This window comes from Alcaligenes sp. HNGD-HTN06 (assembly GCF_049932565.1).
Taxonomy (GTDB): domain Bacteria; phylum Pseudomonadota; class Gammaproteobacteria; order Burkholderiales; family Burkholderiaceae_B; genus Alcaligenes; species Alcaligenes ammonioxydans.
Genome location: NZ_CP187782.1, coordinates 1,845,358 through 1,859,093, shown reverse-complemented (window position 1 = coordinate 1,859,093; position 13,736 = coordinate 1,845,358). Strand labels below are relative to the sequence as shown.

Sequence of the window (13,736 nt, the reverse complement as noted above, 5' to 3'; positions counted from 1 at the left end):
CTTAGCTGGCAGGTCTAGACTGATTAAGCCTTGAAAACGTAATTGCCCGTTACGGTTCGGCCACGCCAACCAAGAAGACGTTTTGAGCATGCTAAAAGACTCTATCTCTACATGGCGAAGAGGCTATTCTTGCGTAAGGGGGCAAGAGCCAATAGCGTCGACGGATGGGGCTCCCAGGTGGATTTCTGCCAGGCCTTAGATTTTGTTGAGTGTTCACAACTATGAATGCTTATATGCTGTCTTGGCGGATTAGGCTTGACGCAGCGGTAGGTCTTCCCTGGTTGCGTAACCTAGCATTTATGGCTACGCATGCTATAGAAGTCCGGCGCCGCCGTTTCCATAAGAACAGTGTTGAAATGAGACATCCATCGAGCGCATGTGCATCGGTCAATCTGGCTCCAGGTCTAGTATGATGCCTGCCTTTTAAGATTGGGTTCAGTCACTGTTAACTGCAAAGTCTTCCCTGGAGCGACCTTCCGATTCGATCTGCTTGATCCACATTGGTGTGCGCCCTCTACCAGTCCAGGTATGGCCATCTGGATGCTGATATCTGATTTTTGATGCCGCTTTGGTTCGTGATGGCTTGTGATGAAACGCCTGAACGATATCTTCAGGGCGCAGGTCGTGCTCCTTCATTGATCGAAGAATATCGCTGATTACTTTAGATCTTATTTTTTGTTTAATTTTATTGGCATCACGTTGCAGTCGAGTAATTTCTTTTTTTATTTCGGAGACGGAGTTAAATTCTTTTCTCATGTAGTCCTCATTGTTTTCTCTCAACTGACTAAACTGAAAGGTGGCTTTTCTAAAACGGAGATTGACCAAATATACACGACCTAGCTATTTTTGATTTGCTGGAGTTAGAGCAACGACATCACAACAATGAATGACATTCCGATCATGATGGTTTTCTGTACGCCACTTACAAGCTCAACCTTTTCGATTGAACCAGTTGAGTAGTTACGAAAAAGCGCCGTAATAAACGACATCAAGATAAGGATAACAAACGCAGTGGATGTCGCAAAAATGATGAGTCGCAAGTTACCCATGCTGACGCCAGATCCAGATGCAAATCCTTGCTCCAGGCTTTCGGTTAAAGGCAGGCAGCCTTCACCTTCACGGATGCACGGATCGACGGGTGGCCTGTAGGTGCCACCTTGATCAGGGTTGGGTTGAATGATGTCGTCTACTGGATCGCCGTTATTACCCGTAGGCGGGCCATTTCGTATACGGTCAGCCATTTTGCAGATGGTCGTCCCATTGATATCCGCAAAGCCGTTACAACTGCCTGAGTTGATCATTTTCTGGCAATTCCCGATTCCGAGCTGGACGCATGCCAGTACCATATCACCATCGATTTCTCGGCCATCGAAGGTTCCCAGCCCAGCAAGAGTCTTGGGCGCCCGTGCTTGCATAGCTTCAGTGGTGAGCTTGGACCAGGCATCAACTTGACTTTGCAGATCCCAGGTTTTGAAGTCCTCCGGCGATGTTTCCGCATATTTTCGGATGTTTTTCTTATTCATCTGCAGGATTCCAGTGCAGCAGGAGCCATTGTAGACATCAAGCTGGCCGCTGGACTCAAACATGGCCAAGCGGCCAACGGCATCTGCATTTGCCTTAAGCCATGGGCTCGCATTTGGCGAGTTGCGAATAGCATCAGCCACTTGTGTTGCAGTGACAAGTGCGGCTGCAATTGCCACTGCCGAGACCGCATTTACAAGCCAGGCTGGTAACAACTGCTTGAAGATCCTCATTGATGCCCCCGTTATTGGATACGCAGAGTTCGATCGCAGGCAGCCACATGTTTACCGTACTGAATAGTGCGGAAGTATGCAGTCATAGTGTTGGCATCAAAGGCGATCTGAGACTGATTGATTTCACCTGGTTTTTCTGCTGGCTCGGGGTAGAGGTGGCAGTATTCAGGGAAGTCTTGTGACGCGGATTGGGTGGTATTCATCTGAGTCACTCGCATAGGGCAAATCGAGTACATATCCTCGATGCCACGGCCATTGGCCGGTGGGATGCAGCCGTTGGAGAAGCCTGAGTCAAAAATCGAAAAAACAAATTGCTCATTTCCTGCTGAAAAGGCTTTCAGTAAGATAAAAGATGGGCTTTTGGTGTTCGGTTTAATGCCGGGGCCTGTGGATTCTATTTCCTTGTCCCAAATTGAGCGGGCCAGGCTGATTTCCGCACGTGAAGCGTGGGGCATTTCCATATTTCCAGTATTGAACCCAACTAGTGTCATAGGGGACCATTTGAGATTGGCTGGAAAAGATACTGGTTTTGCTGCTGATTGCGCATTTGCAATACCAGAAAAGGATAGCGATACTAAAAAATATAAGCCCGCTAGTTTTAAAAACTTCATTTTTTATATCCCTTAATGTGTGGTTATTCCAGAAGCATCTAATTCTGCAATAAATTGCTCGGGAGGTGTTGCGCCAACTAACCGCTTTCCGTTCCCCAATATAACTGTAGGTGTGTTAGCGATATTGTTTGCTTCTCCGAACTTTAAAATCTCCACGAGCCCAGTAATGTCGCAGTCTTCACGACCGTCTATGTTTCGTCCATTCATGACCATGTTCCAGGCAGTGTTTCGATCTGGCGAGCACCAGGCTTTGCGGGCGATGGGGGCTGATTGCGGGTCAATAACAGGAAAGACAAATCGATAGACCGTTACGTTTTCAAGCTGATCGACGAATTTTGTGAACACGCGGCAGATAGGGCAAAGCGGATCCTCAAAGACGGCCATCTTGCGTTGTCCGTTGCCATGAACTTCCACAATAGCTTGGCTTAGCGGTAGTGATTCCCATGGAATCGTGTTGAGCTTCTCCAGGGCTGGTGCGGTCACATCGCGGCGGTCTTTCATGTCCATGAGGGCCCCCCCGACAAATGCGTACCGTCCGGTCGAGTCGCTATAGAAAATCTCGTTGCCACTGACGACCTGGTACATGCCGGGAATAGGTGTAGTGGAGATGCTATCGATCGGTACAGACCCTTGAGTGTGCTGCTCGATGGCAGCTTGTACGTCAGGCGGTACTTCCTGAGCCCACGATGCTGTGGCCAGGCCCAGACCAAGGCTTGCGCTGGCAACGAGTCGCATCAGCAGAGGAGAACGAGAAGAGGTAGGCGCGGTCATTGTTTGGCAAGTTCCTGGTTTTCAGTAATCAAAGGCGCGTACGCCACGGGCTACGCGGCAATGTTCTACCGCGTCACGAAGAAGTTGGGATACGTGCTGTGGGCTGGTAATAGCGCTCAAGTGGACTGTTGGCGTGGAGACGTCGGTGGTTTGCAAAATGACACGGCCACGGCCAAATAATGCTTGAAGGAGAGTGCCTGAAACGGCTATGTCTTTGACCCGATATAACTCCAGGGTTTCAACATGCTTGACGATGATTCCGCTGTATTCAAGCAAGCGCTGGTTCGTTAGCTCATATCGATGATTGGCAACTTTAAGATAACGGTATATCGCCCATAGGACAGGAATGACTGGCCAGCAAAACAGGATGGCGACAATGAACCAGCCGAGATTGACCAGCTGGCCTTCTGTGCCCGCCCAAATAAGTTCTGTCTCTCGCGTAGAAGCAGGAGGCGCAATGTGGCTGGCAGCAGCCTGCGATAGTGGAGGAGGGGTGTCGAATGGGTCCATGTGGCCACTGTAGGGCCGCATGAGGTGTGTGTCTGTTCAAACCCTTGGGCACATAACCAAGGGTTTCGACTTGACAAGCCTTTAAATCAATTCTAGGCCGATTCGCTGTTGGCGCTTAGTCGAGCGGCGTCCGGCGATGTGAATGTACTTTCACAGGATCCGCAGATAATCTTCAACTTTGGTTTACCCCAGACGCTTGTGCCGCATGGGCAGACGTACTTCCATCGGTTTGAATTGCCGGTGGGCTTTACGGGCATACTCCCGTCGCCCTGGGCGGCGTTGCTCGTGGAGGTGGCACTGGATGCTAAGGCTTGAGTGAGTGCTGGAAGCGCGATGTATGGAGGGGCTCCTCCTCCTACTGAGCTGTCCAAGCGCTCAGCGGCGCTACGAGGTGCGTCGGCATGTGAAAAGCGATCGTACCAGGTCAGACAAAATGACTGGGTGAGCAGATCGGCGCATGCTTTCACAAATTTGCCATCCTCAATCGCATAATCAGCCATGAGTTGGCCAGTGCGAGCGCCACCAGGTTGGCCAGTCGAAGAGGGCATCAGTCCAATCGCTTCCATCTTCGAGGCCCACTCATCATTGTGATACCTGCCACGCCCAGGCTTGCCGAAATGGAATTGCCAGAGATGGCACATTTCATGTACCAAAGTTTGCATGGTTTCGATCAAGGGCACGACGGCAAAGTAGGCCGGGTTCATCGCTATTTCGTCTGTATAGGTGCCTTGAGCATCTACAAATCGCTGGCTTGAAAAATAGCCCATTGAGCGTTTCTCACGCTGCAATGTAATCAGGCAGTTAGGCAGCTTGCCGTCGAACAGGGCGTCATTGAAATGATCGTAGGCCTGCTGCAGCTCGGTATATGTTTGGTGGGTCGGTACCGTTCTCTTGTTCATAGGGGTCTTGAAATATGTATTTGTATTGCACAATACACTATATTTAGCGTCTAAGTATTGGCCAAATTTGAGGTTGGAGACAGTTAACCTAGTCACTGCATGAGATTTCGTGCTCCTGAAACTGCAGTTTTTTAAAGCCTATATGGAATGAAATGAGTACATCCAACATTGAGGCCCTGGCCAGCATTTGGGCACGGATTGCTGAGGAAACGGAATTCCCAACCGACTACGAAGGGACGGCCACGCCTGCGGCACACCAAGCCAGCGTAGCAATACAGGAACGGATTCGGGATCATATCGTCGCGACCAACGACATGCGGTTGTTCGGCCTGCTGCACTTGCTGGGGCAGGCGTCGCTGTGCATGGAGCAGGTGCTATGGCCGGAGGAATACGAGCGGATGGCCCGCGAGGTTGAAGAAGCTCTGGGTAAAGTCAGTGATCCCAATGCCAGGTTGTACACCCATGAGGAAGTAATGCAGGTGATGCAAGAGCGGAACCAACAGGCACGAAGCAAGCTCCGTTGATGGGGTGATGTAATTGATGGCTGTTTCGGCTTGAGCGGGGGACGCTGGGCTATCGATCACGAACTCAAGGGGCCTTGTCTTGGCGTTGCATACAACTGTCGAAGCATGTTGCATGTAACGGGTGATGGCCGTACTATAAGTGCATAGTTATGGAGGTCAAGATGGCAAATGTAAACGCGAGAGTTCAGAAGCACCGGGATTCCCTCCGGCAAGCAGGATTGCGCCCAGTGCAGCTTTGGGTGCCTGATACACGTCGGCCTGATTTTGCGGCGGAATGCCGCCGCCAGGCGCAGCGGGTAGCCAAGGCAGACAAGACCGATGTGGATACAGAACATTTTATGGATGAGGCTATGGCTGACCTGGATGGTTGGACAGAATGAGACGTGGGGATCTAGTTACTGTTGCAATGCAAGGGGATTTTGGAAAGCCTCGGCCTGCGTTAGTGATCCAGGCGGATTTATTTGCTGCCCATTCCTCGGTCACTGTACTTCCAGTGACCAGCACAATTGTGAATGCGCCCTTATTGCGCATTAGCATTCAGCCAGACCCAGAAAATGGTCTACAAAAACCATCACAAATCATGATCGATAAGGCATTGACCGTTAAACGAGATAAGATTGGCCAAGCCTTTGGATCTATTAGTGCTGATACACTGGTGGAAATTGAACGGTGCCTTGCTGTTTTCTTGGGAATCGCTAAGTAATACGGAGTGTGAGGAGGGCGGAGGTATATGAAATATGCTTTGAAGCTAGCTCGACATGGAAGTATTTTTCTTGCCAAGGTGGCATGGATAGGAGTGATACTCGCAGTTGATTTCTTTCTGTTGTTGATTAATTCAAGTAGCAGGGAGAATCGGAACAATATGGCTGCACCGGAAGTCCCCGATCCGTTGGATCGGATGGATCCTAGCTGGGAGTTCTACTGGGGAGATCGTGAGTGACTGAGTAATTCCTCGGAGACTTTTTCGGCCAAAAGCTGTCGTCTGGTTCGTAACGGCGAACGGCTGAGTCTGAAAGCGGCCCCTTAAGCGCCGGGCTCCTCTCTCACTAGGATGTCGGCTATGCTTTTTGTACCGTATCGACTAGCCCCCCCTAACTCCTCACTGTCCGAGACAGCGGTATTCTGCACGTCGGTGCTATTCGCATCCACCATGATTCGCCGAACCGTAGCAACAGCGGGTAAAGACTCGCATACAAGTCTTCCTGCAAGTTCCTCGGACCGTGTCGGCCAGGTATTGACATGCAGCGTCATGGGCAGATCGGGAATCGGCGTAGGATCCCAGAGAACTCTCCGATGCACAAGGCGATCGTCGACGAACCATCGGATCTCGTCAGGGGCCCACTCGATTGCGTAGGTGTGGAACGCTTCAGAGGCGTCGAACCCGAGCTTGATGGCAAAAGGTGTGCCCCGGTAACCGTAGTCGAACTTTGCGCCGTCGCAGCCCGGGTTGAAGAAGACATTGGCCAGCATCAGGTCTGGACGATTACCGGCGATTTCCACATCGATCTCTTGGCGCGGAAGGTCTCTGTGGAGGAAAAAGCCCGAGACTAGGCCAGGAATGTTGGTCGCTCTCAAAGTTGCTTCAAAGCGTCCATACAGGAACCGCCCTTGGCTGGAAACAGCGCCTGCGCTTAGCTCACGAACACCAAGCGACGCATTTGCGACCACCAAATCTAAACCACCAGAAGGCAGAACTCGCACGCTATCAGGTCTAAAGAGTGCAAGGTTTCCAGGGAACGTATCGTCGCGCAGCAGCCAACGAGACATGTCTAGTTCGCTCAAATGGTCGTCAAACCGAGCGCGAGCTGCCTCCCACCACGGCTTAGGCTCGCATTGCTCCACGTCGATACCGTGCCAGTGGTGCGATAGCGGAACAACCCACGGCGAAACATCATGCTTCAGCCGCTTGCCTCTTGCTTGTCTTTCACCTGCGGATGGAGGAAGGCGAAGACGACGAAAGCCTCGCTCCGCAGCGTAAGGATAGCTGGCACTGGGTGGCGGCAAGCGCAAGTACTCGCACAGTTCTACCCAGCCCTCGGGGAAGGCGGGCTGGTGCAAGACGCTCTCAGGGGGCAGCGGTAAGATCTTCGGGATTTTACCGACGAAGATGAACTTTGCCCCCGGATACCTTTCCTTGAGCTGCGCGATGTGAGGTTCAAGCGCCGCGACATTCACGTAGGCATCAAAAACGCGTCCGCTCTGACCTCGAAGCAAGCGATCTCTCTCCATAGGTGGAAGTTCGTCCAAGTCGCTGCAGCAACGATAGCCCAGCATAGACAAGGCCATAGCCAGGGAGGATAGGCCAATGCTCTGAGAGCCAAAGGCAAACACCGGTGTTTCCGTGGGACGCTGATGGAACGTCCCAGGCGCTGTATCGGAAAGAACCCCAATCTGGCTTAAGACGGGGAGAATTGAGTAGGAGTTCGTGGACAGCAGATCGACGCGCTGAGGAATGACAGAGCGGCACAGAGCGCGAACGTCTATTACTGAGAATTGCTGGTTGATCCAAAGGTCGACTGGTCCACGACACGGCAGGCGTGCAAGAAGCCGCTGAGCGCCACGCTTTGACAGTACATAGCCCGAGAGATACCAAAGCCCACGCTCTGGCCGAAAGACGCTGCGCGAGAGTGCAACCTTGGGAGCACCGTGCTTCACTTCTTTGAACGATAAGTAAAGCACGTCAAAGTCAGGATCGGTCCCGTCGCTCTCTCGCATCTCCTGCCACGCAGTATCGACAAGGCGGCCAAAGCTCTGTTCGAACCACACGTCGTCCTCTAGCACCAGCGTGTATTGTGCCTTAGAACAGGCTATCTTCTTCCAAATGTCAATGTGAGATTGAGCCACCGCAATTTCTGCATTGCTCATTCGGATCTCGCGAGTCAGATCGAACGTGTCCGGTAGAACTTGTGGGTACGGGTCGACGGATAATTGATCCGCAAGCGTGTAGTAGGGCTCAATCTCTACACCAGCAAGTGTCGCCGCCGGTAGGGCCCGCGCGTCGCAGGCTGCGTGCCGGATAAGTCGCTTTGACAGTGGCTGCCTCGTGCAATCCACGATGCGGTCTAGCTCTCGGAAAACAGCCACCAATCGCTGCGGCTGCCGATCTAGGTTAATCACATAGATATCGCTGATCCTGCCCGAGTAGGCTCCGTCCACGGGGCCGAACGCGTTGGCCGTTTGTTTCGGAAACAGCACGCGCAAGCGCAAGAACATGGCGTGCAATAGGTGACGGATGCCCCTCAGCGGCTTGAAGAGGTTCATGGTGCCCCCTCCCCATCAAAGGCAAACCGTTTCCCGTTTGATCTTCGCCAGTTTCTTCCGTCGGCACGATAGCTCAGCGGCCACTTAGATATGCCGATCGAGTCCCAGGTCCGAAGTACGGTCAGCTGGTGATCATCAAGGCATTGCGCACACATTTCAAAGATGATGCGTGACAGGTTGCCCGGGCCGGTAGTTGATTGAATCTCCAGCAGCTCATCCTCGGCTGCGCAGTCCAAGCGCAGGGTTGCACGCTCAAGTGCTCGACTGATAATTGGGTCTCCCTCGCAAGCGATCAACGGGTTGTTATTGACGTAGAAAATCAACCCGTCCCAGTTGGTGTCCGCTTGCAGGAAGACCTCGCACTGAACCATCGAGTCTGTAGTAATGTCGTAACAAAGTGGCTGAACCTTAACGCCGCTCCCGACGAATAGCTCCGAGATGTCGTTGGCGATGCACTCGTCATCGGCATCGACGTACATTCCTCCATTGATGACGAGATAGCACAATCGGAAGTAGTCCGCCTGCATCGCGGGGTGGTAGCAGCGCATGAACGCCCGCAGATGCTCCCTTTCCAGCGATTGTTCAATGAAGCGAGCCGCGCTGCGCGCATCGAAGATACGGTATTCGAATCCGCATGATCCCCACTTCGACCAAGAATTCATGCACTCCAGCACGTCAGCAGGCAGCGCCTGCAAGTCATGCCAGTATTGCACGATTCGCCTGGGAATTGATGGCCTCTGATTGTCTGGAGCCGTTGATGGTGGTGGTGCTTGAACAAGCCGTCGAAAGAAGTCTGATCGTTGCCGGTGATGACTGGGGCTATCGTCTTCGAGGTGCATGGGTTCTCATGGCCTTTTTTCGTCGTATAAGAGTTTTAATAGCAAGTTAGATTTTCTCGGGTGACAAAAAAATCTTGCGCAATCAACGATGTGGTGTCGTTGAGAAATGCGCGGGTTATCGCCTGTTGCTGCCACGGTGCATGCCGCGCGAGCGTTTATATGGCCCGGATCTCGCTGACGAAACCGAGGCACGCTCGTAGGGCGTGCGTGAACCGACCAACCAACGTTCGCTATCGCTGCACAGCAGGTGGCTGTGGACATTACGAATGGCAGCAGTGGGTTGGTATCAAGCTTTCAGTTCAGCTATCGACCCACTATAGACAATCGCTCACGCTAGAGATAAGCCACCAATACTATGCAGGTCAGCCGGAATGAGCTTTTAGGGTAGCTTGCTACCTCACATCAATAGCACGAGCGATAATTGAACCACCCATTGCGCCCCAGGTGAGGAGCACGAACTGCACAAGGCCGTCAGCACTAACTTTTTCCGCCCAGCAGGATGCCTTTTGGCATTGAAAAGCAGTCTCAAAAAAATAGTGAATTGCAAAATATCCAGCTAACGCACCTAACAAAGCTAATCCACCTGAATATAACAATCCGCGATTTTTGGAAGAAAAGCGTCCAACACAAATGATGATGGTTGTTCCAATAAACCAAATAATATACGCAATTATGATTGGAGTCGTAAACATATAAACCTCTAATAACGGTTAGAAGAAATGCATCAAGCATGTCTAGCTGACATAGCACTGTATGAAGCTTCCGTTCATTAGGCGAGTCATTTGTTACTGTATCTAAAAAATCTTGTTCTTGGTTTTGGAGACTACGGTAGATCCATGATCGAGGAGCTGTTCTTGGCCGAAAGCAGATGTTCTGAAATCCACCAGACTTGATCAGCTATTGCCTGCTAGATCAAGCCATAGTAAGAGTATTTAAGTTCTGTTTGCAATCTAGTGTATTTGTACACTCTAATAAAAAATCTATTTTTAAACTTTTTATATTACCGATAATTTGTCTGAGTCAAGTCAGAGCAGATAAAAATAAAGTGGAGCTCTAGGAATCATAACGTCTTCCTAGAACTATAAGTAAGTTGTGTTTGCTTGGTGTGACTAAGCAATTAGATTTTACTTCTTTCCACCAAAAATCTTCCCTAACAATGGAAGCCGTCCCGAGTTGGCTGCTCCGTTTCCTCCTTCACTTACCATTTTATCGATACCACCCGCCACTTTGAGCCCAGCCCAGGCCATCATTGACGACCAAATGACTGGCAGCCCGACATACAACGACAATAAGATAGTGTTCAGCACCATTCGTTTGTAGCCCGCTGGAATGGCTCCTTTACCTATCATCATGGCTTCTTGGACAAATATATTGCCCAGAGCACCAGGGTACATGGCATTGATTAGGTGGCCATCGATCCAGGTGGCGATGTACCACATCGATGCCCACATTTTGATGGTAAGAATGGCCATAGCTCCTAAGAACAATACCCGAAGACTGAAACCGCTGACCAAAGTGGCCAAGGGAAGAAAAGCGTAGATACCCATGAGGACCAATGCCTGAATCATGGGTAACGAGGTCACCAATGGCATCCAAGCCATGCTGGCCATGAAAGCTGCGCCTCCTACACCGAGGGTACTCCCAGCGCCCGTTATCGTTCGACCCGCGATTGTGGCAGCATCATAAGGGGTGCCCATCATTTGATCGAAATCGACAAAGACTGGATTGGCTGCGGTTGACGCCAGTCTAGCCACTTCATCCTTCTGTTTATCGAATGACGTAAACGTGAGAACACTAGCCGCTCTCGACGCGAAGGCTCGAACACCTGGGCTTCCGTCTATCAGCTTCTCTCGTAACTGATTCTCCCACCATTGCTTGCAGGTTGGGCGTCCAAACTCTGGGTTTACCGCGCCGGTGACTTGTGGATCCACGTCGCTTGATGGGTCGTAGTATTCGGTATCACGGGAGTAATCGATAGCAAAACCGGTGACCGGAGCACGGCTGCGCATGGAGGCGTAATACCCAGGCTCAGTTCTGAAAAACTGGCTGCCCATCCAATCCACATCAGTAGGTCCATAGTCGGTATTTGACTCTGCCAGGATTGACGCGCCTGTTGCACTCATTCTGCTGCGATCGCTGCGCAAATACTGACTGCGTGCCGGGATAAAGCATTCGCTATAAAACCGTTGCACATCACCGAGCAACGCGGGGTCTTCGATTGTGGCATTCTTGGCCATATCCTCCAGAACCCGCATATCAGAGCCGGAGTTATTCATGCCATTGCGAAAGGCATTGTTGATCCCAGAGCTGATGGACATAATGGAATACCACCATAGGGGCACGTTACTCAGCCCGCTGGCCTGGCTCATGCTTCCATCAATAGCATCGCGTAGTGCCGTATCGTAGGTGCTGCCACTGGCTCCAGGCGTTGCCTCTACAGGGTTCGGGTTATCAATCGAAGGAGGAGGCACGTACGACAAGCGCGCATACGTGAGGCTTGTGATGGGCGAAGTGAAAAAACAGACCGACATCACAAACAACATGACGATGAGCTGCGTTTGTACGCTTTTGATGACCCCCATAACGCCGATGTCTTGCATTCCCCGCTGGCCAGCTTCGCGCCAGGCATTGAGGATTACCACTAGAAAGGGGATGACGACCAAGCCGGTGCCGGTCACGATCTCGCCAAAAATATTGGCAAAAGCCCACCCGTAGAAAGTGGTAAAGAGTTCGAGGTAACTGTCTAGTTGCATGGCTTATTCCCCAGCTAAGCCGCGATGAGCGCTGTCACCCAGCGCCAGATGCGGTCAAGGCCAATCGGAATCAAAACTAAGTACAGCGTGGCAAATGCCGCCACCTTGCGGCGGCTGGCCAGCACGGCGTCATATTCGAATCCTTGAACAATATGTCTGGCTTGGAGCCAGCGCACGACGGCTGGCCAGCGCCAAATAATGAGTAGTGCTGCCAGACATTGCGCGATTGCTCCAATATCTCGTACTGACGATGTCCCCTCAAGAAGGCTCAGAAGTTTATGTTCCTGTCCGATAAACGACTGCGCTAGTGCGCCGAGCAGCCCAATGAGCAGGAGAAATCCGGCCAAACCGTTGGCGAGCCATATCAGTGCTCGCCACAGCCAGCTGCGTTTTTTGGTGAGAGAGACTTGTGTCATAGTCCAGGCACCCGTCCACCCACTGCTGGGGCAGGATCAACAGGGTTGCCACCCGGTACGTTCAGTGATTGTGTGTCAATGGCGGACTGGGTGTTGATGATCGACAATGCCGTCTGGGACGTTAGATCCTTGCGGATCCGAGCCTCATACATCAAGTCGTCAATGTAGCCACTTAAGCGATCGACCGAAGCCTGGGTGTTTTGGATGGCATCTCCTGCGGCCGTAACCTCCGGTAAGGTCAGACCTGTCATCAACACGCTACGCGCCACCAATGCTTTATTGATCACCCGGTGCATCGCCATTTCCTGAGCAATGCGGTTCACAGCGATGCTGCGGGTGTCAGGCGGCATCGCCCGTAATGAGTCGAGCAACTGGGGAGACACGGCAAAGCCAGGAGCTGAAATTTCTGCGAGATCGGCATACGTGGCCGAGTTCGATGGGTTGGCCATTGCTTCTAGCTTAGGCTGGACGAAATCGACTTCAGCTTCATATTTGGGCCCCAGTCCGCTGGAGGTCACGACCGTGGTTGGGGCGGGGCAGTGATGCTGGCCGCAGGTATAGACCTTCTGATCCCCCAGGACTTCGGTTGTCCATTGGGCAAGTTCTGCCGGCGATTTAAACGCACGAACCAGACGAGAGTTCTTCTCGGCTGGAGAATTACTGTAGTCCGTGGTTTCCGATGCGGTGATTGGTTTGTTGAGGGTAGCGTTATAGCCTGCCACAGAGAGATCTCGCACCGGCTCAATGGGTCGGCCTCCTACACCCCCGGCATTCTGGCCAAACACCCATGGCACTCCAGCTTTATTTGCCTCTTCATTTTTCTCAATGTCGATTTTCGCCTGGTAAATGTCACCTTGCGCAGAGGCCTTGATTTTCCAGCCTTCACCTTTGGCCATCTTGATCCAATCCTCATAGGGGTTCTGCCCCGCTTTGACCATGGCCTCCATCTCTTCGCAGGATTTAAGGCTGGCCCCGAGCAGGAGATCCACCTTTTGCGAATAGTTTTGAAAAATCTGATACAGGCCTGGCTGTGCGCGTTGCAAGACGTACAAGGGGAGGGCAGCGATACCAGATTGAATCGCCCCAGTCACCGTCTGGCCCAGGTTGTTGAGGTTGTTCATGATGTTGGCCCAAGATAGGCCTATATCAAACTTGCCACATGAATAGTTCAGTCGAGCATTTCCTCCAAAGCCTAAGTTGTGAGCGACCTGGCCGCGATAATTTGCAGAGCCGCCGGGCGAGCCGCCTCCCATTCGGTAATACAGCGAAGCGCCGCGTACGGGTTGCGCGTAGGCGTCGGGCATCACGCTCATGGAGGTCAACGCAAGAGCCAGTATCATGGCTGCTGGTTTCAAGCGCAGTGTGAACGGGCGTTGTGGTTGTTGCATAGATATTCTC

General features: G+C 51.9%; 15 protein-coding genes. 3 read left to right on the top strand and 12 right to left on the bottom strand.

Translation table 11 applies throughout. The features are described 5' to 3' along the window. Positions 1–435 precede the first annotated feature (435 nt). The 6 genes from ACOZ42_RS08480 to ACOZ42_RS08455 form a co-directional block, all read right to left on the bottom strand. On the bottom strand, positions 436–756 hold the full coding sequence (locus tag ACOZ42_RS08480; RefSeq protein ID WP_426345005.1) for an H-NS family nucleoid-associated regulatory protein: 321 nt from the start codon (positions 754–756) through the stop codon (positions 436–438). Positions 757–860: 104 nt separating this feature from the next. Further along, complete coding sequence (locus ACOZ42_RS08475) at positions 861–1,754, bottom strand: hypothetical protein (RefSeq protein WP_426345004.1); 894 nt, start codon at positions 1,752–1,754, stop codon at positions 861–863. Between the two features lie 11 nt (positions 1,755–1,765). Further along, entirely contained in the window at positions 1,766–2,365 is a 600-nt protein-coding gene (locus ACOZ42_RS08470) for a hypothetical protein (RefSeq protein WP_426345003.1), read from the bottom strand. A gap of 12 nt (positions 2,366–2,377) precedes the next feature. Further along, positions 2,378–3,136 (bottom strand): DsbC family protein, encoded by a 759-nt coding sequence (locus tag ACOZ42_RS08465; protein WP_426345002.1) that lies wholly within the window; start codon positions 3,134–3,136, stop codon positions 2,378–2,380. 21 nt (positions 3,137–3,157) lie between these two features. After that, entirely contained in the window at positions 3,158–3,646 is a 489-nt protein-coding gene (locus ACOZ42_RS08460; protein ID WP_426345001.1) for a PH domain-containing protein, read from the bottom strand. A gap of 92 nt (positions 3,647–3,738) precedes the next feature. After that, a complete protein-coding gene (locus ACOZ42_RS08455) occupies positions 3,739–4,545 on the bottom strand; it encodes a SprT-like domain-containing protein (protein ID WP_426345000.1) in 807 nt (268 codons plus the stop codon). A 152-nt stretch (positions 4,546–4,697) separates the two neighbouring features. On the opposite strand from ACOZ42_RS08455, the gene ACOZ42_RS08450 reads away from it, so the two are divergent. From ACOZ42_RS08450 to ACOZ42_RS08440, 3 genes are all read left to right on the top strand, one after another. Then, positions 4,698–5,069: a hypothetical protein gene (locus tag ACOZ42_RS08450; protein WP_426344999.1), complete on the top strand. Its 372-nt coding sequence runs from the start codon at positions 4,698–4,700 to the stop codon at positions 5,067–5,069. Between the two features lie 227 nt (positions 5,070–5,296). Next, entirely contained in the window at positions 5,297–5,449 is a 153-nt protein-coding gene (locus ACOZ42_RS08445; RefSeq protein WP_426344998.1) for an antitoxin MazE-like protein, read from the top strand. After that, positions 5,446–5,772: a type II toxin-antitoxin system PemK/MazF family toxin gene (locus tag ACOZ42_RS08440; protein WP_321216509.1), complete on the top strand. Its 327-nt coding sequence runs from the start codon at positions 5,446–5,448 to the stop codon at positions 5,770–5,772. The genes ACOZ42_RS08445 and ACOZ42_RS08440 overlap by 4 nt, the downstream gene beginning before the upstream one ends. Positions 5,773–6,092: 320 nt before the next feature. Here ACOZ42_RS08440 and ACOZ42_RS08435 read toward each other — a convergent pair whose 3' ends face one another. From ACOZ42_RS08435 to ACOZ42_RS08410, 6 genes are all read right to left on the bottom strand, one after another. Continuing rightward, positions 6,093–8,330: a family 16 glycosylhydrolase gene (locus tag ACOZ42_RS08435; protein ID WP_426344997.1), complete on the bottom strand. Its 2,238-nt coding sequence runs from the start codon at positions 8,328–8,330 to the stop codon at positions 6,093–6,095. Continuing rightward, the gene (locus ACOZ42_RS08430) at positions 8,327–9,043 is read right to left on the bottom strand and encodes a glycosyltransferase family 32 protein (RefSeq protein ID WP_426344996.1); all 717 of its coding nucleotides are present in this window, start codon (positions 9,041–9,043) and stop codon (positions 8,327–8,329) included. The genes ACOZ42_RS08435 and ACOZ42_RS08430 overlap by 4 nt, the downstream gene beginning before the upstream one ends. Positions 9,044–9,561: 518 nt before the next feature. After that, a complete protein-coding gene (locus ACOZ42_RS08425; protein ID WP_426344995.1) occupies positions 9,562–9,861 on the bottom strand; it encodes a hypothetical protein in 300 nt (99 codons plus the stop codon). A 432-nt stretch (positions 9,862–10,293) separates the two neighbouring features. Next, a complete protein-coding gene (locus ACOZ42_RS08420) occupies positions 10,294–11,922 on the bottom strand; it encodes a conjugal transfer protein TraG N-terminal domain-containing protein (RefSeq protein ID WP_426344994.1) in 1,629 nt (542 codons plus the stop codon). A gap of 14 nt (positions 11,923–11,936) precedes the next feature. Then, complete coding sequence (locus ACOZ42_RS08415; protein ID WP_426344993.1) at positions 11,937–12,338, bottom strand: hypothetical protein; 402 nt, start codon at positions 12,336–12,338, stop codon at positions 11,937–11,939. Beyond that, the gene (locus ACOZ42_RS08410) at positions 12,335–13,726 is read right to left on the bottom strand and encodes an integrating conjugative element protein (RefSeq protein ID WP_426344992.1); all 1,392 of its coding nucleotides are present in this window, start codon (positions 13,724–13,726) and stop codon (positions 12,335–12,337) included. Before ACOZ42_RS08410 ends, ACOZ42_RS08415 begins: the two co-directional genes overlap by 4 nt. Positions 13,727–13,736 lie beyond the last annotated feature (10 nt).